The organism is Bradyrhizobium sp. AZCC 2262 (assembly GCF_036924535.1).
Classification (GTDB): Bacteria; Pseudomonadota; Alphaproteobacteria; order Rhizobiales; family Xanthobacteraceae; genus Bradyrhizobium.
This window is the reverse complement of record NZ_JAZHRT010000001.1, coordinates 7,010,429-7,029,566: the sequence shown is the minus strand read 5'-3', so window position 1 is coordinate 7,029,566 and position 19,138 is coordinate 7,010,429. Positions and strand designations below refer to the sequence as shown.

Below are 19,138 nucleotides of genomic sequence, written 5' to 3'. Positions count from 1 at the left end.
CTACACGATACCTGCGATCATATCATGCGCAGACGCGTCAAGAAGTGCAGGGCTCAATACGCTCGCTCGCAATTGATCAGTGAGCTGCGCTCAACGATGGGCGCTGGTTGCGAAGCCACAAGACAGCACAGGCAGCGGCCAGCATCAGCAGCACCGAAAACCAGTTGAGCGGTTGCCAGCCCCACCGATCCTGCAGAAAGCCCGCCATGAAGCTCGACGTGGCGGTCGTACTGAAGACCAGCAAGTCGTTAAGCGCCTGGGATTTGCCGCGCTCGTTCGGGCGGTAACAAGTCGTCACCAGCGTGGTGGCGCCGACGAACAGGAAGTTCCAGCCAATGCCGTTGACGGTGAGGGCGATCCGGAAATTCCATTCGGTCAAGCCGGAGAGCGCCGCGACGACGCCGGCCAGCATCAGCACAACGCCCCAGGCCATCACCGTCGTGGCGCCGAACCGGTTGATCAGATTGCCGGTGAAGAAGGACGGCACGAACATGCCAAGCACATGCATGAAGATGACCCAGTGGGCCTCTGAATGCGGAAATCCACAGCCGACGATGGCCAGCGGCGACGCGCTCATGATGAAGGACATCGTGCCGAACGCCAGCATGCCGGCCATCGCCGATGCGATGAAACGCGGCTGGCTCGCAATTTCCCACAGCGGACGTGGCGGTGCGATGGCCTCGGCCTGACTTGCGGTCGGCGCAGAGGATGCGACCGACGGGAAGCTGATGAAAGACATGATCGTGAAAACGATGAGATGCAGGCCGAAAATGGCCGCATAGGTCGCAAGATAGAGCGGCATCGTCAGATCGTGCGTCACGCGCACCAGGCTGGGCCCGATCACGGCGGCCGCGACGCCGCCGGCGGTCACCCATGAAATCGCCTTGGCGCGGTAGTGAAGCGGCACCAGTTCCGCGGCGGCGAAGCGGTACATCTGCAGGCAAGCTACCGCATAGCCGAGGATGAGACCGCCGCCGCACATGATGAGGAAGTTGGCGGTGTACAACCCGATGCACATCACGGTTGCGCCCGCCATGCCGAACAGCGAGCCGACGCGGAAGCCGATGCTCCGGCCGATTCGCTGCATCAGCAGCGCAGCCGGAAACACCCAGATCATCACGCCGAGATGCTGCATCGTGACCGGCAGGTTGGCGAACTCAGGATGATGATAGAAGGTGATGACGGACAGTCCCGTGGCCGCAAACATCATGGTGTTGCAGGATTGGCCGACGGCCTGGCAGCAGGTGAGCAGCAGGAGATTGCGACGGGTGCGCCGGTTCAACTCCAGTTCCGGATCAGCTTCCGGCTTGAGTCCGGATTGGGGATTCAGCGCATCCATTATTTGTTCTTGCCCAACAGGTCTCGGGATGCCGCGGCGGTGCCGGGGCGCGCGCAGCGACGCCTGACGTTGTCGAGGAAAAACGGCTGCTGCTCAAGCCAAAAGGAGAATACTTTTGCTGTGTGGGCCTGCGTGGAGGGCATAACAGTCTCGCTGGCGTTGATGGGCTGATCAAATCGCGTAAGTTCACAATCGATGTTCAAGCCGGGGCGCCGGCCTGAATGCATGCAGGCGTGGGATGGGGGGACAGAGATGACCGATGATCTGAAATTCACGGTCCAGCGGCCGCCGGCCTATGGCGAATTGACGGATGTCCTGCCGGGGCTGTTCTGGGTACGGCTGCCGGTGCCGACGGCGCCCAATCACGTCAATTGCTGGCTGCTCGATAACGGTCCGGGGTGGACGCTGGTCGACTGCGGCCTGAACACCGACGACACGTTCGAGATCTGGGACAAGCTATGGCGCGGACTGCTGCGCAGTCGTCCCTTGCAGAACCTCACTTTCACGCATGCGCATCTCGATCATTTCGGCCTTGCTGCTTATTTTGTAAAGGAAACGAAATGCGCGGTGCGCCTGCCGTTGGCCGAATGGCTCAACGCGTGGAAGATGTGGCACGAGCGCGAGGAGGGGCCGGACGAACACTTCGCCGCCTTCGTGAAGCGCAACGGTGCCTCCGACGATGAAGCCGCCCAGATCATGGGAGCCCAGCGACGGTCGACATTTCTCGGCCTGCGGCCGCCGCGGGAATTCATTCGCATTCGGGACGGCGATCTGTTCGCCATGGGCCAGCGCGAGTGGCGGGTGATCACCGCAGGTGGCCATTCGGTTGAACATGCGCTGTTCTATTGCGAAAGCGACAAGATATTGATCTCGGGCGATCAGGTCCTGTCGCACATGACACCATCGGTGATTACGCCCTCGGCTCAGCCGGAGGCCAACCCGTTGAAGGAGTATCTTGATTCGCTGGCGCGGCTCGGGACGCTGCCGCCGGACACGCTGGTGCTGCCGTCCCACGGCCTTCCATTTCGCGGGCTTCATGACCGGCTCGCTCAGCTGCGCGAGCACCATCTGGCCCGGCTCGGCGACGTCGCCTCCGTCATCACAGGAAAAACCAGCGCATTTGCGCTGGCGCAGGAAGTGTTCCCGCGCGTGTTGTACGCCAATCCGCGCCAGGCGTTCGGCGAGTCGCTTGCGCATCTGAACATGCTGGCCTCGATCGGGCGGCTGACGCGCGATGTCGATGCCGACGGCGCGATTACCTTCGCACCGGTGTGAGATCGGCAGGTTTCAGCGTGCCTTCCGCTACCGAGCCCGATCCCCCCAATGTATCAACCGGCCTGTTCCGCTCGAAAGGGTGGCAGGTCGCCATGATCGGGCTGGGCACGGCCACCGCGCAGCTCGATACGTCGGTGAATATTGCCTTCCCCTCCATCACGCGGGGGTTCGATCTCACGATCGGCGACATCCAGTGGGTCGTCATTTGCTACGTATTGACCTACGCCAGTCTGTTGTTGGCGCTCGGGCGCGTCGGCGACACCGTCGGTCACGCGATCGTTTTCCGGATCGGCCTGGTCTGGAGCGCAGTGGCGCTGCTGCTCGTCAGTTGTTCGCCCAGCTACGGTGCGATGCTGTTTTTCCGCTGCTTGCAGGGCGTGGGCGCGGCACTGGTGCTGAGCTGCGGTACGGCGCTGGTGACATCGCTCTATGGCGAGGAACGGCGCAGCCGGGCGCTCGGCATCTACACGATGATGATGGCGTTCGGATTGATGCTGGGTCCTCTGCTCGGCGGTACCTTGACGACCATCTGGGATTGGCCGGCGGTGTTCTGGTTCCGAATTCCCATCGCTGTCGCGGCGTTGTTGCTGTTGCGCGGCCTGCCGGTATCGCCGCCGCACCGGGCAGGCGATCGCTTCGACGTCGTGGGTGGCATCGCGCTGGTTCTGGGCCTGGTGACGATGCTGTTGGCGCTTAACCGCCTTCGCGAATTCTCCGCTGTCTGGTTCGCCCTGCTGTCCGCCGCGGCTTTTGCTGCCTTTATTGCCCGCGAGTCACGCGCCGCGCGACCGATCATCGCCATCGAAGTTCTTAAGCTGCCGGGTTTTGCGTTGCTCAATCTCGTCAGCGTGCTGGCCAATCTCGCGGCCTTCTCGGTCTGGCTGTTGGTGCCCTACTTTCTGACGCGCGTTCCCGGCTATGCGCTGACCGAGAGCGGCGCCATCCTGGCTGCGGCTGCGGCAGGGGCGGTGCTGGCCGCGCCGATCGGCGGTCGCCTCATCGGGCGATACATTTCCGCCGAGCGGCTGGCGATTGCGGGCGCCGCAGCGATTGGCGCCGGTCTTCTGTTGCTCAGCGCGTGGACAGAGGAAACTCCGACGGCCCTGCGGGTCGCCGGGCTCGTCGTGCAGGGCATCGGCCTTGGCCTGTTCCAGCTTGCCTATTCGGATATCGTCACCGCCGCGCTGCCGCTCATGGATCGCGGCGTTGCCGGCAGTCTTGTGCTGCTGACGCGAACGCTGGGCACCGTGACCGCCGCTTCGATTGTCCTGATGGTGTTCGAAATCTTGCAACAAAACCACAGCTTCCTCGAAGCCTTCCACCAGACGTTTCAACTTGCCGCCTTGCTGGCGTTTGCCGCTGCCGGACTATTGGCATTTTCATCCCGCAGGATCGGCGCCTCCTAATATCCCCGGTTACGGTCCACCACATTCTCCAGCGCGCCGCCGGCCTCGAAGCGCGCGATCTGCTGTGCGACGTATTTGGATATCTCGTCGGGATCGGTGTCGGCGGCGTTGTGCGGGGTCAGCACCACTTTTGGGTGGGTCCAGAACGGGCTGTCCACGGGCAGCGGCTCGGTGGCGTAGACGTCGAGCGAGGCGCCACCGAGCGTGCCGTCGTCGAGGCATTGCAGGATGTCGGCTTCGTTTTGCAAGGCTCCGCGGCCGGCATTGATCAGCACCGGCGCGCCGAGTGGACTTTTGCGATTCAGCTTCTCAAACAGGGCGCGATTGAGAATGTGCCGCGTCTCCGGCGTCAACGGCAGCAAGCAGACCAGGATGTCGGTCCGCCGCAGGAATGCCTCGAACTGCGCTTCGCCGTGAAAGCAATCGACGCCGTCGATCGCCCTTGGGCTGCGGCTCCAGCCTGCGACGCGAAAGCCCAGGCGCTTGAGCGCGTCGGCCGCGTCAGCCCCAAGTGTGCCCAGTCCCATGATGCCGACCGAGATCGCGCCCGCCGCCCATTGCATTTTCGGCGCCCAGCGCTTGGCCCGTTGCGACTCCCGCAAATAGAGTTCCTGCCGGTGGTGCATCAGCACATGCAGCGCGACATATTCGGTCATCCGCGCGGTGAGGTCGGTGACGGCCACGCGCACCAGCGGCACGTCGGGCAAAGAGCGGTCCACCATCAGCGCATCGACACCGGCGCCGAGATTGAAGATGACTTTCAGGTTGGGGAAGGCGGCGAGGTCGCCGGGACGCGGCTTCCACACCGCGGCGTAGTGCACCTCGGCCGGATCGAACGAGGCATCCGGCAACATCAGTATGCGGCGGTCCGGGCAGACCTCGTCGAAGCGGGCTTTCCAGCGCTGCGACGACCAGTTTTCACTGCCGCCGTGCACCAGCAGGGCGAGCGCACCTTCGTTCATTGCCATTCCTTTCGCACGCCTGACCCGGTGTGACCCGCCTCACATCGTGGATCGAACCGTTTGTCTAGCCTCCTTTCATCCAACAAGGGAGACTTCAAGTGCGCAAATTGGTCATCATCGCTGCTTTCGCTCTCGCTTCCGTCTCGGCGCAGGCCGCTGAGCGCATCGATCGGGTGCCGGCCGAGAACGATGCGCCGGTGGCAGCCGCAGCACCTGCCCCGGCGACACCTGTCGCCACGCCATCTGCCGTCGTGGAGCCGCAAACCCCCAGGAAGCCAGCCTACAGCAACCAGACCTACAGCAGGCAGGCCGCCAGCACGCAGGCCTACCGCTCGAGGACGAGCCTGCGCGAGACCCACGAGCGGCAGGCGCGCCGGATCGCCGCCGCATATGGCATCTCCTGGTGATACAGGCTGTTATCATCGCGGTGGCGGTGGTCGCGCTGGGCTTTACCTGGCGGAACCGTCACCGCGTCGCCGGCCGCAGCTGGATCGAGACTTTCCGGACAAAGATGAAGATCATCTTCCTGGTTCTCGTCATGTGCAGCCTTTGTTCCAAGGTGGTCGTTCACACCTACCGGCACTTCAATCCGCCGCCGGCTCCGATCATCGGTCCCTGACTGGCAAGGGGCCGGTCCAAAATTTCTTCGACGCACCTGTCGGCTGAGGGCATAATCGTTCGTCATCAAGACAACGGAGATGCCAGCCCTCATGCTTTACGCTATCCTCTGCTATCACGACGAAGACACCGTCGGCTCCTGGACCAAGGAACAGGACGCCGAGGTCATGCAGAAGCTTGCCGTCGTGCAGGACAAGCTCGCCAGGCAGGGCCGGCTCGGTCCGGTGGCGCGGCTGCTGCCGACCACGGCGGCGACCACGCTGCGCAAGGACGATCCGCCGCTGGTGCTTGACGGCCCCTATGCCGAAACCAAGGAACAATTGCTCGGCTTTTATGTCGTCGACTGCAAAAATCTCGACGAAGCGGTCGACGTCGCGCGCGATCTCGGCGCGGCCAATCCCGGCGGGGCCTACGAGATCCGGCCCGTTGGCCTGCTCCGCCCGGGGAGTGTGCCGTCGTGACCGACTCCGCCTGGATCGATGCCGCGCTGGCTTCGGCTCGTCCCCAGGCGGTCGGCGCGCTGCTGCGCTATTTCCGCAACCTCGACACCGCCGAGGAGGCGTTTCAGAACGCCTGCCTGCGTGCGTTGAAGAGCTGGCCGCAGAACGGCCCGCCGCGCGATCCCGCGGCGTGGCTGATCATGGTCGGGCGCAATGTCGCGATCGACGATCTCAGGCGAAGCAAGAAGCAGGAGGCGCTGCCCGAGGACGAGGCGATCTCCGATCTCGATGACGCCGAGGAACGGATTGCCGAGCGTCTCGACGGCTCGCACTACCGCGACGACATTCTGCGCCTGTTGTTCATCTGCTGCCATCCGGACCTGCCGGCGACGCAGCAGATCGCGCTCGCGCTGCGCATCGTCTCAGGCCTGACCGTGAAGCAGATCGCGCGCGCCTTCCTGGTCTCGGAAGCCGCGATGGAGCAGCGCATCACGCGGGCGAAGGCTCGGGTCGCCGACGCCGATGTGCCGTTCGAAACGCCGGGCGCGGTGGAGCGCTCCGAACGCCTCACCTCCGTCGCCGCCATGATCTACCTGATCTTCAACGAGGGCTATTCGGCTTCAGGCGATACCGCCGAGATTCGCAGCCCGCTGTGCGAGGAGGCGATTCGCCTGGCGCGGCTGTTGCTGCGGCTGTTCCAGAGCGAGCCCGAGATCATGGGGCTGACCGCGTTGCTGCTGATCCAGCATGCACGCGCCGCGGCCCGCTTCGACGCCGATGGCGCGGTGATCCTGCTCGACGATCAGGATCGCTCGCTATGGAACAAGTCTCTCATCGCCGAGGGGCTGGCGCTGATCGACAAGGCGATGCGCCATCGCCGCAGCGGGCCGTATCAAGTGCAGGCCGCGATCGCGGCGCTGCACGCCCGCGCCGAAAAACCTGAAGATACCGACTGGACCCAGATCGACCTGCTCTACGGCGCGCTCGAGATCATGCAGCCGTCGCCGGTGGTGACGCTGAACCGCGCCGTTGCCGTCTCCAAGGTGAAGGGACCACAGGCTGCGCTCGACATGATCGAGCCACTGGCGGCGCGGCTGTCGAACTATTTTCATTTCTTCGGCGTGCGTGGCGCCTTCCTGATGCAGCTCGGCCGCAACGACGAGGCGCGCACCGCCTTCGACCGCGCCATCGCGCTGGCGAACACCTCGGCCGAAGCCGCCCACATCCGCATGCACCTCGACCGCCTGCAGCGCGACAGCCAGCCCCGCGGCAAGAAGGCTGGGAAGTAGCTTTCTTTTTTCTTCCTTCTTGCTTCCTTCCTTCTCCCCTTGTGGGAGAAGGTGGTGTGCGAAGCGCGCCGGATGAGGGGTGCTCTCCGCGGAGGCAGACCCCTCATCCGTCTCGCCGCCGCTTCGCGTCCATAGCCGGTGCAAAGCATCGGCGTCCTTTTCTAAGTAGGCGGCCGACGGCCGCCTATGCCACCTTCTCCCACAAGGGGAGAAGGGAAGAAGCGGGCACCATCGAAAATTTTCGCTCTCCCTGTCGGATTTCTCTCCCGTCCTTCGTCTTGAAACCGAGCAGCCATTCAAGACGACACGGAGAGCATCATGACAACGATCACCGAGACCCCGGCCTCCAGGCCGGCACGCTGGACCGGCCGCATCCTCTCTGGCCTCGTCATCGTGTTCCTGATGATCGACGGCGCCATCAAGCTGGTGCCGTGGCCGATCGTTACCGAAACCATGGGCCGAATGGGCTATGGTTCGAGTGAAACGATGGCGCGGAGCCTCGGCCTCATCACCATCGTCTGCACCGTGCTCTATTCCATTCCGCCGACCTCGATCCTCGGCGCGATTCTGCTCACCGGCTATCTCGGCGGCGCCATGGCCTCGCATGTGCGGATCGGCAGCCCCCTGTTCACGCACACGCTGTTCGGGCTTTATCTCGGCCTGATGGTGTGGGGCGGGCTGTGGCTGCGCGACAAGAACGTACGCAGCTTGATCCCGTTCCGCCGCTGATCTGCTTCAACGATCGTTCACGAATACGGAGCCAGTCATGTCTGAAGTCCTTGTCATTATCGCCGTCATATTGGCGGTTGCCATCGCCGCCGTCCTCATTCTCGCCGCGACCAAGCCGACGACGCTGCGCGTGCAGCGTTCGGTCGGCATCAATGCGCCGCCGGAGCGGATCTTTTCGCTGATCTCCGACTTTCACCAGTGGGTGACCTGGTCACCCTACGAGCAGAAGGATCCGGCGATGAAGCGCACCTATAGCGGTGCGGAGCGCGGCAGGGGCGCAGTCTATGCCTGGGACGGCGACAAGAATGTCGGTTCCGGCCGCATGGAGATTCTCGATGTCTCGGCGCCGTCGAAAATCGTCATCAATCTCGATTTCTTCAAGCCGTTCGAAGGCCACAACACCGCCGAGTTCACAATGCTGCCGCAGGGCGATGGCACCCATGTCACATGGCTGATGCATGGTCCGGCGAATTTCATGTCCAGGTTGATCCAGGTGTTTATGAATCTGGACAACATGATCGGAAAGGATTTCGAAGCCGGTCTCGCCAATCTGAAGACGATCACCGAGAAGTGAGCGTCACTACTTTATCGTGTGCCGGATGCGACGCAGAGCCGGGACCCGGATGGACCCCGGACCAGCACCGCTAGCGCGCTGCGCAGCATCCAGGAACGCGATCGATACCGATTGATAACCCAAGGAGACAGCGATGCAGGTCAATCCCTATCTGTTCTACAACGGCAATTGCGAGGAAGCGCTGAACTATTATCAAAAGGCGCTCGGCGCGCAGATCGAGGCGAAGATGCCATATGGCGACGGGCCCGCCGATATGCCGGTCCCGCCGGACTGGAAGACCAAGCTCATGCACGCCCGCATTACCATCGACGGCGAGGTGCTGATGGCGTCCGACGCCACGCCTGGCGATTACCATCAGCCGCAGGGCTTTTCGGTCGCACTCGCGGTCGAGGATCCCGCGGAGGCCGAACGCCGCTTCAACGCACTCGCCGAGGGTGGCACAGTGCGGATGCCGTTCGGCAAGACCTTCTTCTCCAACGGCTTCGGCATGTGCGTCGACAAGTTCGGCATTCCCTGGATGGTGAATTGCCCGAAGGAAGACATGTGACGGCGGCGCGTCGAGCCGCCGTAGGGTAGGCAAAGCGACTTGTCCGCCGTAGCTCAACGAGCGAAGGCGGAAGCGTGCCCACCATCCTTGTCGGCTCAAGGATTGGTGGGCGCGGCGCCAGGTGCCCCTTTGCCCACCCTGCGAACTCCTACCTGCACCGCGGATAGATCGCGGCGAGTTCGCGCCCGCGCAACAGTAATAGCCGCGACGTCAATCCGCCGCGGCGCCTGATCCAGTCGCGCACCGGCGCCGGATAGGCTTCCTGCACCGCCCGCGAGGCTTCCGGTTCGGCGTACGTCCGGCCGCGGCGGTCGATCGACCGCGCGGCATGAAATCCCAGCACCGCGCGGCGGGTCACGCAGATGCGCTCCTCCGGTATCGTCATCAGCACCAGCGTGCAGGCCGACAGGCATGGTCCGTCGATCACCACCCGCTCGCCGGATTGGCGCACCTGATCGAACAGCTCGATAAACGGTCCGACCTGGCCGCCCGGGCTCGCAAGAATGCGTACCTCGGCCCGCACGGGCACGATCGCCGCGCATAACGCGGCAGCAACTACGGCTACCTTGATGACCGCCATCGGCATGCGCGGCTCCCTCGTCAGGACTGCCCTGCCGGCCAGTTACGCTGAGATATGTGGCAAGGTTTCGTCAATCTTCCGCGCCGGAGACGCCGGCCTCCGCGAATGTCGCCATCCCGGCATGGCAGGCCAGCGCGGCGCGGGCCAACAGGATCGCGACGGCAGCGCCTGACGCCTCGCCGAGCCGCATGTCGAGGTCGAGCAGCGGAGGCAGCTTGAGCTCGTGCAAGAGATCGCGGTGGCCGGATTCGGCCGAGACGTGCCCGGCGCGGCAATGATCGAGCGCTCCTCGATCGAGCCGCGCCAGCGGTAGCACCGCTGATGTCGCCACGAAACCGTCGAGCAGCACGGGAACTTTATGCTGCCGCGCGGCGAGCACGGCGCCGGCGATCGCCGCAAGCTCGCGGCCGCCAAGGGCTGCCGCCACTGCCAGCGGGTCGCCCAAAATGCCGCGATGGAAATGCAGCGCGGTCTCGATCGCCGCGCGCTTGCGCGCCAGCCCGTCATCGTCGACGCCGGTGCCGCGGCCGGCCCAGCGCGCCGCGCCGCCGCCAAGCAGGGCCGCGCAGAGCGTTGCCGCCGTCGTCGTGTTCGCGATGCCCATCTCGCCGAGCGCCAGCAGATCGCAATCGTCGGGCACGGTGCGATATCCGGCATCGATCGCTTCGAGAAATTCGTCCGTGCTCATCGCCGCGGCCTCGGTGAAATCGCGCGTGGGACGTTCGAGTTCGATCGGCACCACGCGAAGCTCGGCGGCAGCGGTTTTTGCGATCTGATTGATGGCCGCGCCGCCTCCGGCAAAATTCGCCACCATCTGCGCGGTGACGGCCTGCGGGTAGGCCGAGACGCCGCGCGAAGCGACGCCGTGATTGCCGGCAAAGACGGCGATGGTGACGCGCTCAAGCTGCGGCATCTCGCGGCCCTGCCATTGCGCCAGCCATATCGCGAGTTCTTCGAGGCGGCCGAGGCTTCCCGGCGGTTTTGTCAGATTCTGTTGCCGCCGGGCGGCGATGTCAGCGAATCGCTGATCGCCGCCGGGCAGGTCGCGACAGAAGGCGCGGATGTCGTCTAGACTGTCGAACTGCATGCGATTCTCGTTGCTATACTCTCGTAGGGCGGGGGCGCACGCTAGAGCATGATCCGGAAAAGTGGAAACCGGTTTTCCCTCGAGACAAACGCGGAACGCTTTGCCCGGAGATCATGCTCAAAAAAAGAAGGATAGAGCGGGATGACGATTCGAAGAATAGTCATCCCGCTCCAGACCGATTCTCCGGACATCTCCATGAATGAATGGTTCAACGATTTCAAAACCGCCGTCGCGTTCCTGACGCGGCTGCCGATGCCGCATCCCGATGGCGCGATGCCGCAGAATTTCGTGCGCGCGCACCGGATGTTCCCGGTGGTCGGCGCGCTGATCGGCGCCGCGGTGGGATTGCTGTGTCTCGGCCTGCGATCGATCGGCGTGCCTGATCTTGCTGCGGCGGCGCTGGCGCTGGGCGGCAGCGCCATCATGACAGGCGCACTGCACGAAGACGGCCTTGCCGACGTCGCCGATGGATTCGGCGGCGGCCGCAATTTCGAATCGAAGCTTGAGATCATGCGCGACAGCCGGCTCGGCACCTACGGCGCCATGATCCTGCTGGTGAGCTTTGCCGCAAAACTGTCCGCGCTCGCGGCGATTCCGGACAGCCATGTCGTCCCGAGCCTGATCGCCGCGCACGCGCTGGCGCGCGGCGTGTTGCCTGCGATGTCGTTGAACCTGCCCTATGCGCGCAAGGATGGGTTGGCCCGCAATGCCGGCCAGCCCGATGCGGCGACAGCGGCCATCGCCGGCGGGCTGGCGCTGCTGATCGCGCTGTTGTCGCTGTCATGGAGCAACGCGTTCTACGCGGCGGTGCTGGCGGGCCTGAGCGGGTTCGCCGTCGCGTGGCTGGCGCTGCGGCAGATCGGCGGCCAGACCGGCGACGTGCTCGGCGGCGCCGAGCAGGTGGCCGAGACCGCGATCCTCGTCCTGCTCGCCGCGCGGCTGGCGCAGCCATGAATGTCCCGACAAATCTCTGGCTGATCCGCCACGCGCCGGTCGACGGACCGCGCGGGGTAATTCATGGCCCCGACGCGCCGGCCGATCTCGGCGATGCCACAGCCTTTGCCGCGCTGAAGGCACGATTGCCGGGAAGCGCATTTGCGGTGTGCAGCCCGGCGCGCCGCACGCGGGAGACCGCCGAGAGGCTGGGGCTCGTTGCGGTCGAACAGGCCGACTTTCGCGAACAGGATTTTGGCGCGTGGACCGGACGGCGCCACCACGAACTCGAGCGCGAACTTGGCCCGGCGGCCTATCTCGAATTCTGGAAAGCGCCCGCGAGCAACCGGCCGCCCGGCGGCGAAAGTTTTGTCGATCAGATCGCGCGCGCGAGCGCTGGGCTTGCGCTTCTCCCGGCGGGCGAGGCGATCCTCGTCGTGCATTCCGGCACCATCCGCGCCGTGCTCGCCATCGCGCTCGATCTTGCGCCCGAGCAGGCGCTACGCTTCGTGATTGATCCGCTGTCGTTGACGCGTGTCGATCGGCTTGCGGAAGGTTGGCGCGTGGGTGCGGTCAACCAGCGCTGGAAAGACCAATAGGGTTTTCAAGCGAAGTGGATTCGGGTTCGCGTCAAGAAAACGCGCCAAAGCAAAATCCAGGGCTTCGGTTCTGATTCAATCAGAACCGAAGTTCTAGTGGCGCAAATCCAGCGCGGCGACGCGGTTGATGTCGGCCAACCGCCGGTCGGCAGTTCCGTCGAAATCGAGGCCGGCCACCGCATCGAGCAGACGTTGGTAGGCGCGGTCCGCGACCGCGACGGGCAAAGGTTCCTCATCGAAGGTATCGATGTAGCTGCCGACGATACCCTTCAGCAGCCGGCACATGGCGCGTTGCCCGGGGGCACCGTTGCTCAGATCGTCGAGTTTTTGCTGAAAGGTGCGGAAGGTCCGCAGGCCGTGGTGCTGTTGCGAAAGCCACGTGTGTAGGTCGTTCATAAGAGCCTCTTCAAGTCATGAGAAGAAGCAACCGGTTTATACAGTCGCAGCCGCCGGCGGACAAATGCGATTCCTGCAGATGTCCGCTGCCAATTATGCAGGCGCGTAATCGCGGATCGTTCAGGCCGCCGCCCTGTTCTTGATGGCGCCGACGATCGCGGTGAGAACGGCACCGGCGACGCCGCCACCGGCGACTTGGCCGATGATGCTGCCGATATCAGGCGTCGAGGCGCTATTGGCCAGCAGCGGAATCAGCATGCCGAGCAACTGCCCACCGGCACCACCGCCGATGGCGCCCGCGATGGTATTCCCAAGCGTGCCAAGATCGATGTTCTTGGCTGCGCCGCCTGCGACATTGCCGCCGATGGCGCCACTGACGATCTGGATAATCAAGTTGATGAGCATTCCCGACATGACACGTCACTCCCGCGATCCGGTGTGAAGTTAGGCAGGGCGCCGGACCATCGCCGCGCTCGCACAACCTAAGCGTTGGCGACGTGAAGGTCACGCTGCGCCAGCGAACGGCGCCCTGGCGCTTTCGAGCGAATGGATTCGGGGTTGCGTGAAGAAAACACGTCAAATCAAGAGCCTGGAGCTCCGGGTCTGATTCGATCAGAACAGATTATGCACCGGCAATTTTGCTTGCCGCGTTTCCCTCGCCCCACTCGCGGGGAAGAGCGAGGAAGAACTAGCCGTTCCGCCGATGGCCGCGCAGCGTCGGCAGGCCGATGCCGGCGGCATCAAAACCGCCGTCGACGGCGAGGACCTGCCCAGTGATGTAGCTCGAACGATCGCTGCACAGGAAGAAGATCGCTTCCGCCAGTTCCTCCTCGAGGCCGTAACGATTGAGCGGAATGGCGTCGTGATAATCGGCGCGGATTTCCGGCGTATGCACCTGCTTCGCCATCGCGGTCTCGACCGGGCCGGGCGCCACCGCGTTGACGCGAATGCCCAGCGAAGCCAGTTCGACCGCGAGCTGTTTGGTCAGATGCGCGAGCCCGGCTTTGCTGGTGCCGTAGGCCGAGCGCAGCGTGGAGGCGCGCACCGCCGAGATCGAGGTGATGTTAACGATCGCGCCGCCGCCATGTTCGCGCATCAGGGGCGCCGCCGCCTTGGTGCAGATAAACGGCCCGGTGAGGTTGACCTGCAGGATGCGACTCCAGTCTTCATCCGAGGTGTCGAGCAAAGGCGCGAATACCGCGATGCCGGCATTGTTGACCAGCGCGTCGAGCCGGCCGAAGCGCGCGCTCACGGACGCCATCGCGATCGCCACCGCCTTGGCATCGGAGACGTCGCAATGCAGCGCCAGCGTATGATCGGGGTCGGCGAGGCCCGCGACCGCGCCGCGCAGCAGTTCGCCCTCGATGTCGAGAAGCGCCACTTGCCAGCCCTCGGCGAGAAAGCGTTTCGCCGTCGCAAGCCCGATGCCGCGCGCGGCGCCGGTGACGAGAGCAATCTTTTGCGGGGACGGGGGCATGGGCGGGTCCGTTGGCGGTTCGTTGTTTTGCTGGCACGGAGGCAAGGCGTCTGCTTTGCTGCCCCGTGGTGTCAGGCGGACGAAAGGGTGTGTTTGCGGGAAAGTCAACGATCCCAAGGAGAGACTGTTGGAGCTATGGCGACCGGGCGTCGAAACCCGCATGGCGGTTTCGGCGGCTAACGGCGCCGAGCAGCTCTGTATCTTCGAGCAATGGGTCGCGCCCGGCGCCGGCGCGCCGACCCATTCGCACCCCGCGTCGAGGAGGTGCTGACGGTGCGCGAGGGCGAGGCCGAAATGTGGCTGGACGGGCAGCGCGTGACCGTGATGGCCGGCCAGTTGCTGATCGTGCCAGCGCACCGCCAGCACTGCTTCCGCAATTGCGGCACCGCGACGCTGCACATCCATGCCGTCCTGGCGTCGCCGGTGTTCGAGGCGACGATGGAGGGCGCGGCGGAGATAGTAAGAAGATGGGGCTCGTATGTGGCTATTGCGCGTGAATCAGGTGAGCAAAGCGGACACTAAGTAGTCCCTTCGCTCGCAGCTATTTTTTCTGTAGTGTTTTAAGTACGTCTAATGAAATCCCCCAAGTAGATCCGGACGGCACCTGAAGATTTGCCCCGTCTTCTTGACCGGCCGTCGTTAGCGAGCGACTTAAGATGATGCCTTTGGCTCTCCCTTGACGAGATACAATTGGACCGCCGCTGGCGCCAGAATGAATCTGGTTATCAAGATAGAATGCCGTCACGTTCAATAAGTCCGCCCCGCTGAACCCAGCAGTCGCCAATACAACGTTGCCAACTGTCCCGTGTTTAATCATAGGTCCTGCCATGAGTCTCTTAATCCCATGGCCAAATTGACGGCGAAATGCGTCCATGCCCTCTACGGCACTGTCGATATTGCGATCGAATGCGAAGGGAAATTCCACCTCGTCCGAGTAACCTCCAAAGTACATCTCGTCACCGAGTAGAACCGGGTTCGTATCCGCCACAAGATGTTCGAATTTCGTCTGTGGTGATGATTCAGCCGGGACGATTATTGCGATATCTAGTTGGAGTGGCTTGATACTTAGGCTCTGAAATGAGATTTGGATAGGACAGACGGCCGGCTTGTAGATCATATCTATATTTTGCTCAAACAGGCGCACCACAATCCTTCTATTTGGACTATCTACCTCTCCATCCCGAACGGGAAACCCTCCTGCTATCGTGTGTGCGGCTGTTAGAACCTCGCCGGTTGGGAGAAAGCAAAATCCACTTCCCTCGCTGATCTTCTCGCCATCTTGCAAAACAAGAGTGTGAGCAGTCGCGCGTCGAATCTTCACATAGAGATCATTCAAATTCATCCAATTGCCTGCTTCCGCAATGGTGTCGGCTCAAGGCTGCACCCTCTTCATTACCACCTTCTCATAAGCCGCCTGCAGCCGCTCGCCGACCGACGGGCCCGTTCGCCTGCGCCGCTTCACGCCGAGATGGCTCTCGCGCAATTCGTCCATGAACTCCGCCCACATCTTCGCGCCGCCCTCGCTGAGCAGCCGCGCGCGAATGCCGAGTTCCTCGCTGACGGGAAGATATTTGTAACCCCAGGCCGCCATCTGCGCGAGAACCGGCAACAGCTCGATGCCCTGTTCCGTCAGCGAATAGATTCCCTTCTGCTTGTGCGTGGGATCGTCCTCGCGGGTGATGATCTTTTCGTCGAGCAGGGTTTTCAGCCGGTCGGCGAGAATGTTGGAGGAGATGCCTTCCTCGGACTTGGTCAGCAGCTCGCGAAAATGCCGCCGGTTGCCGAACATCATGTCGCGGATGATCAAGAGGCTCCATTTATCGCCGAGCACTTCCAGCGAGAGATTGATCGGGCAGCCGGAGCGGCTGGTGTCGGTCATGTTCGGTTCCAGACGGGGCGGTCAGGCGCCCTCAAAAAAACTGCTTGCAATATTGCACCGGTTGTCTCAGGATACAACCAGTTGCAAAACGCAATCAGTTTGAGGGAGGTGCCGCGATGGCGAAGTTGATCATGTGGAATCTGATGACGCTGGACGGTTTCGTCGAAGGTCCGAACCGCGACATTTCCTGGCATTTGGACGTCTGGGGCGAGGAGCTGGAGCAATTGTCGATCGAGCAGTTGAATGCTGCCGGCGGATTGCTGTTCGGCCGGGTCACTTACGAACTGATGGCAAATCACTGGCCGAGCGAGACCGGCGAAATCGCCGACTTCATGAATGCCGCGCCGAAATACGTCTTCTCCCGCACGGTGAAGAAATCCGATTGGAACAACACGCAGCTGTTCAGCGCCGACGTCCCCGAGACCGTCGCCCGGCTGAAGCGCGACTGCACCAAGGATATTTTCCTGTTCGGCAGCGCCGATCTCGCATCACACCTGATCCCGCACGGATTGATCGACGAGTTCCGCATCGCGGTGAACCCGGTCATTCTCGGCGGCGGAACGCCGTTGTTCAAGCCGGGCGAAAAGCTCAGGCTGAAGCTGATCGACAGCCGGCCATTGTCGACCGGCATCGTGATCCTGCGCTACGTGCCATCAGCGGCAAAATAATCTTTGGCTCAAATGTCGGCGCATGCGAATGCCGGCCGTCTTGTTACACCGGGAGTTTTTCCATGTCGCTCACCCTGTATTTCCACCCGCTGGCCTCGTACTGCTGGAAGGCGTTGATTGGGCTGTACGAGAACGACATTCCGTTCACGCCGAACCTGGTCAATCTCGGCAATCCCGCCGAGCGCGCCGCGCTGGTGAAGCTGTGGGGAATAGGCAAGTTTCCGGTGCTGCGCGACGAGGCGCGGAACGAGACCGTGCCGGAATCCAGCATCATCGTCGAATATCTCGACCGGAACTATCGCGGCCAGACGCGGTTCATCCCGGATGATCCCGCTCGCGCCTTGCAGACCCGGCTGCGCGACCGCTTCTACGATCTCTATGTGCATCTGCCGATGCAGAAGATCATGTTGGACCGGATGCGGCCGGTGGACAAAAAGGATCCGCTCGGCGTCGAGGAAGCCCGCGCGCAATTGCGGATATCCTACGCCATGATCGAGCAGCAGATGGCAAATGGTGGCTGGGCGATGGGCGAGGATTTCAGCCTCGCCGATTGCGCCGCCGCGCCGACGCTGTTCTACGGCAGCATGGTGGTGCCGTTCGAGGAAACGCAGAAGAACCTTGCGGCCTATTTCGAGCGGCTGAAGGCGCGTCCCTCGTTCGCGCGCGTGCGCAGCGAGGCGGAGCCGTATTTCCAGATGGTGCCGAAAGAGTCCTGAGGGAGGAGCGTTGAATGGCGTCCAGCACCAGGGCGGATATGATCCGCGCCATCTTTGCGGCCTATCTCGCCAGCGATCGCAAATTCGTCGAGGACGCGCTCAGCGACGATTTCCGCTTCACTAGCCCCTACGACGACAACATCGACAAGCCGGCCTATTTCGAACGGTGCTGGAAGAACAGCGACTGGATCGAACGGCACGAGCTGGAGCGGATTTTCGTCGAAGGCGATGAGGCCTTCGTCACCTACCGTTGCGTCGCCAAGGGCGGCCAGACGTTTCGCAATACCGAGTTCTTCGTCTTCGACGGCGACAAGGTGAAGCGCATCGACGTCTATTTCGGTGCGACTTACGACAATGGCGCGTTCGTCAAACAGTCGCCGCCGGCTTGATCGAGCCTGCCGGTGGCGCAACCGGTTCCACTGATCGACCGGCGGATGATGGAATCGCAGCAACCGCCGCGTGTGATGACCGATTCTCCGAACCTCGCTGTCAGGCGATCGGCGATTGACCGGCCGGCCGGCCAGATTACCTGCAAAATAATTTCATCTGACATGTCGGCGGCGTAAAAGCCCACTCGTCTTGTTGACGAAGGCCGACGTGACGGTCGCCGGCCCAAAGAGATCAAACCGGAGAATAACGATGCGATTCATGGTGATTGTGAAGGCCAGCAAGGATTCGGAAGCAGGCGTGATGCCGAGCACGGAACTGCTTACCGCGATGGGCAAGTTCAACGAGGAGCTGGTGAAGGCCGGCGTGATGGAGGCGGGCGAGGGCCTGCATCCGACCGCGAAGGGCGCACGGATCAAGTATGGCAGCGGGCAGGGCGGCGTCAGCCGCGGGCCGTTTCCTCTCTCCGGCGATATCGTCTGCGGCTTCTGGCTGATCAACACCAAATCGCTCGACGAAGCGATCGACTGGATGAAGCGCGCGCCGTTCGCCGGCGGCGACGAGATCGAAATCCGCCAGGTGTTTGCCGCGGAAGATTTCGGCGAAGCGCTCACCCCCGAACTGCGCGAGCAGGAAGAGCGGCTGCGGTCCCAGGCCGCGAAGAAGTGACTCTCCCCGTCATTCCGGGATGGTCCGAAGGACCAGACCCGGAATCTCGAGATTCTCCGGTGCGCAATCGCGCACCGTAGTTCGTGCTGACGCGCGCCCCGGAATGACGACAACCCAACAAGGACACCCCCACCATGCGATTCATGATGCTGATGATCCCCCTGGGCTATGAGACCGCGCCGCCGGACGTCCAGCTCGACCCCGAACGGGTCAAGGCGATGATGAAATACAACGAGGCGCTCAAAGAGGCCGGCGTGCTGATCGCGCTCGACGGACTGCATCCGCCCTCGATGGGCGCGCGGGTTTCCTTTGCCACCGGCAAGCCGGTCGTCACCGACGGCCCCTTCACCGAGGCCAAGGAAGTGCTCGGCGGCTACTGGATGATCAACGTGAAGTCGCGCGAGGAGGCAATCGCCTGGGCGAAAAAATGTCCGGCCACCGAGAACGAGGTCATTGAAATCCGTCAGGTGCAGGAGATGGCCGATTTCTCGGAAGAAGTGCGAGAGGCAGCCAAGGGCTTCGACGAGCTGCAGAAGGGAAATGCGCACAAGGCGCGGTGAGTCTTTCG

The 19,138-nt window shown here is 63.0% G+C and carries 26 protein-coding genes; 17 read left to right on the top strand and 9 right to left on the bottom strand.

Annotation, left to right across the window (positions count from 1 at the left end):
- Positions 1–76: 76 nt before the first annotated feature.
- Positions 77–1,339 carry an MFS transporter gene (locus V1283_RS32990; protein ID WP_334390790.1) on the bottom strand — a complete coding sequence of 421 codons (1,263 nt, stop codon included), beginning with the start codon at positions 1,337–1,339 and terminating at the stop codon, positions 77–79.
- Between the two features lie 252 nt (positions 1,340–1,591).
- Between V1283_RS32990 and V1283_RS32985 the strand changes: the two genes are divergently transcribed.
- Both V1283_RS32985 and V1283_RS32980 read left to right on the top strand, forming a co-directional pair.
- Positions 1,592–2,614: an MBL fold metallo-hydrolase gene (locus V1283_RS32985; RefSeq protein ID WP_334390789.1), complete on the top strand. Its 1,023-nt coding sequence runs from the start codon at positions 1,592–1,594 to the stop codon at positions 2,612–2,614.
- 17 nt (positions 2,615–2,631) lie between these two features.
- Positions 2,632–4,020 carry an MFS transporter gene (locus V1283_RS32980; RefSeq protein WP_334390788.1) on the top strand — a complete coding sequence of 463 codons (1,389 nt, stop codon included), beginning with the start codon at positions 2,632–2,634 and terminating at the stop codon, positions 4,018–4,020.
- Here V1283_RS32980 and V1283_RS32975 read toward each other — a convergent pair.
- A complete protein-coding gene (locus V1283_RS32975) occupies positions 4,017–4,982 on the bottom strand; it encodes a 2-hydroxyacid dehydrogenase (protein ID WP_334390787.1) in 966 nt (321 codons plus the stop codon). The genes V1283_RS32980 and V1283_RS32975 overlap by 4 nt on opposite strands.
- Before the next feature lie 98 nt (positions 4,983–5,080).
- Here V1283_RS32975 and V1283_RS32970 point away from each other — a divergent pair, with 98 nt between their 5' ends.
- The 7 genes from V1283_RS32970 (at position 5,081) to V1283_RS32940 (ending at position 9,179) form a co-directional block, all read left to right on the top strand.
- Positions 5,081–5,389 carry a hypothetical protein gene (locus V1283_RS32970; RefSeq protein WP_334390786.1) on the top strand — a complete coding sequence of 103 codons (309 nt, stop codon included), beginning with the start codon at positions 5,081–5,083 and terminating at the stop codon, positions 5,387–5,389.
- Positions 5,386–5,601 (top strand): hypothetical protein, encoded by a 216-nt coding sequence (locus tag V1283_RS32965; RefSeq protein WP_334390785.1) that lies wholly within the window; start codon positions 5,386–5,388, stop codon positions 5,599–5,601. The genes V1283_RS32970 and V1283_RS32965 overlap by 4 nt, the downstream gene beginning before the upstream one ends.
- Before the next feature lie 91 nt (positions 5,602–5,692).
- Positions 5,693–6,061, top strand: a complete 369-nt coding sequence (locus tag V1283_RS32960; RefSeq protein WP_334390784.1) for a YciI family protein — start codon at positions 5,693–5,695, stop codon at positions 6,059–6,061.
- Positions 6,058–7,329: an RNA polymerase sigma factor gene (locus V1283_RS32955; protein WP_334390783.1), complete on the top strand. Its 1,272-nt coding sequence runs from the start codon at positions 6,058–6,060 to the stop codon at positions 7,327–7,329. Before V1283_RS32960 ends, V1283_RS32955 begins: the two co-directional genes overlap by 4 nt.
- A 318-nt stretch (positions 7,330–7,647) precedes the next feature.
- On the top strand, positions 7,648–8,058 hold the full coding sequence (locus tag V1283_RS32950; RefSeq protein ID WP_334390782.1) for a DoxX family protein: 411 nt from the start codon (positions 7,648–7,650) through the stop codon (positions 8,056–8,058).
- 37 nt (positions 8,059–8,095) lie between these two features.
- Complete coding sequence (locus V1283_RS32945) at positions 8,096–8,632, top strand: SRPBCC family protein (RefSeq protein WP_334390781.1); 537 nt, start codon at positions 8,096–8,098, stop codon at positions 8,630–8,632.
- Between the two features lie 133 nt (positions 8,633–8,765).
- Complete coding sequence (locus tag V1283_RS32940) at positions 8,766–9,179, top strand: VOC family protein (protein ID WP_334390780.1); 414 nt, start codon at positions 8,766–8,768, stop codon at positions 9,177–9,179.
- A 148-nt stretch (positions 9,180–9,327) separates the two neighbouring features.
- On the opposite strand, the gene V1283_RS32935 is transcribed toward V1283_RS32940, so the two are convergent.
- Entirely contained in the window at positions 9,328–9,765 is a 438-nt protein-coding gene (locus tag V1283_RS32935) for a hypothetical protein (protein ID WP_334390779.1), read from the bottom strand.
- 64 nt (positions 9,766–9,829) lie between these two features.
- On the bottom strand, positions 9,830–10,846 hold the full coding sequence (gene cobT, locus V1283_RS32930; protein ID WP_334390778.1) for a nicotinate-nucleotide--dimethylbenzimidazole phosphoribosyltransferase: 1,017 nt from the start codon (positions 10,844–10,846) through the stop codon (positions 9,830–9,832).
- A gap of 195 nt (positions 10,847–11,041) precedes the next feature.
- Here cobT and cobS point away from each other — a divergent pair, with 195 nt between their 5' ends.
- Together cobS and V1283_RS32920 are read left to right on the top strand one after the other, a co-directional pair.
- A complete protein-coding gene (gene cobS, locus V1283_RS32925; RefSeq protein WP_334390777.1) occupies positions 11,042–11,800 on the top strand; it encodes an adenosylcobinamide-GDP ribazoletransferase in 759 nt (252 codons plus the stop codon).
- A complete protein-coding gene (locus V1283_RS32920) occupies positions 11,797–12,378 on the top strand; it encodes a histidine phosphatase family protein (protein WP_334390776.1) in 582 nt (193 codons plus the stop codon). The genes cobS and V1283_RS32920 overlap by 4 nt, the downstream gene beginning before the upstream one ends.
- A 93-nt stretch (positions 12,379–12,471) precedes the next feature.
- Here the strand turns inward: V1283_RS32920 and V1283_RS32915 are convergent, their stop codons facing one another.
- The 3 genes from V1283_RS32915 to V1283_RS32905 form a co-directional block, all read right to left on the bottom strand.
- Entirely contained in the window at positions 12,472–12,774 is a 303-nt protein-coding gene (locus V1283_RS32915) for a hypothetical protein (RefSeq protein WP_334390775.1), read from the bottom strand.
- A gap of 120 nt (positions 12,775–12,894) precedes the next feature.
- Entirely contained in the window at positions 12,895–13,188 is a 294-nt protein-coding gene (locus V1283_RS32910; RefSeq protein WP_334390774.1) for a hypothetical protein, read from the bottom strand.
- 274 nt (positions 13,189–13,462) lie between these two features.
- Positions 13,463–14,251, bottom strand: a complete 789-nt coding sequence (locus V1283_RS32905; RefSeq protein WP_334390773.1) for an SDR family NAD(P)-dependent oxidoreductase — start codon at positions 14,249–14,251, stop codon at positions 13,463–13,465.
- A gap of 273 nt (positions 14,252–14,524) precedes the next feature.
- Here V1283_RS32905 and V1283_RS32900 point away from each other — a divergent pair, with 273 nt between their 5' ends.
- The gene (locus V1283_RS32900) at positions 14,525–14,773 is read left to right on the top strand and encodes a cupin domain-containing protein (protein ID WP_334390772.1); all 249 of its coding nucleotides are present in this window, start codon (positions 14,525–14,527) and stop codon (positions 14,771–14,773) included.
- Between the two features lie 19 nt (positions 14,774–14,792).
- Here V1283_RS32900 and V1283_RS32895 read toward each other — a convergent pair whose 3' ends face one another.
- Both V1283_RS32895 and V1283_RS32890 read right to left on the bottom strand, forming a co-directional pair.
- A complete protein-coding gene (locus tag V1283_RS32895; protein ID WP_334390771.1) occupies positions 14,793–15,593 on the bottom strand; it encodes a trypsin-like peptidase domain-containing protein in 801 nt (266 codons plus the stop codon).
- 30 nt (positions 15,594–15,623) lie between these two features.
- Complete coding sequence (locus V1283_RS32890) at positions 15,624–16,130, bottom strand: winged helix-turn-helix transcriptional regulator (RefSeq protein WP_334390770.1); 507 nt, start codon at positions 16,128–16,130, stop codon at positions 15,624–15,626.
- Between the two features lie 116 nt (positions 16,131–16,246).
- Between V1283_RS32890 and V1283_RS32885 the strand changes: the two genes are divergently transcribed.
- From V1283_RS32885 to V1283_RS32865, 5 genes are all read left to right on the top strand, one after another.
- Positions 16,247–16,798, top strand: a complete 552-nt coding sequence (locus tag V1283_RS32885) for a dihydrofolate reductase family protein (protein WP_334390769.1) — start codon at positions 16,247–16,249, stop codon at positions 16,796–16,798.
- Between the two features lie 62 nt (positions 16,799–16,860).
- Positions 16,861–17,514: a glutathione S-transferase family protein gene (locus tag V1283_RS32880; protein ID WP_334390768.1), complete on the top strand. Its 654-nt coding sequence runs from the start codon at positions 16,861–16,863 to the stop codon at positions 17,512–17,514.
- 14 nt (positions 17,515–17,528) lie between these two features.
- Positions 17,529–17,903, top strand: a complete 375-nt coding sequence (locus V1283_RS32875; protein ID WP_334390767.1) for a nuclear transport factor 2 family protein — start codon at positions 17,529–17,531, stop codon at positions 17,901–17,903.
- A 250-nt stretch (positions 17,904–18,153) separates the two neighbouring features.
- Complete coding sequence (locus V1283_RS32870; RefSeq protein WP_334390766.1) at positions 18,154–18,570, top strand: YciI family protein; 417 nt, start codon at positions 18,154–18,156, stop codon at positions 18,568–18,570.
- 134 nt (positions 18,571–18,704) lie between these two features.
- Positions 18,705–19,130, top strand: coding sequence for a YciI family protein (locus tag V1283_RS32865; RefSeq protein ID WP_334390765.1), 426 nt, complete (start codon positions 18,705–18,707; stop codon positions 19,128–19,130).
- The last annotated feature ends 8 nt before the right edge of the window (positions 19,131–19,138 follow it).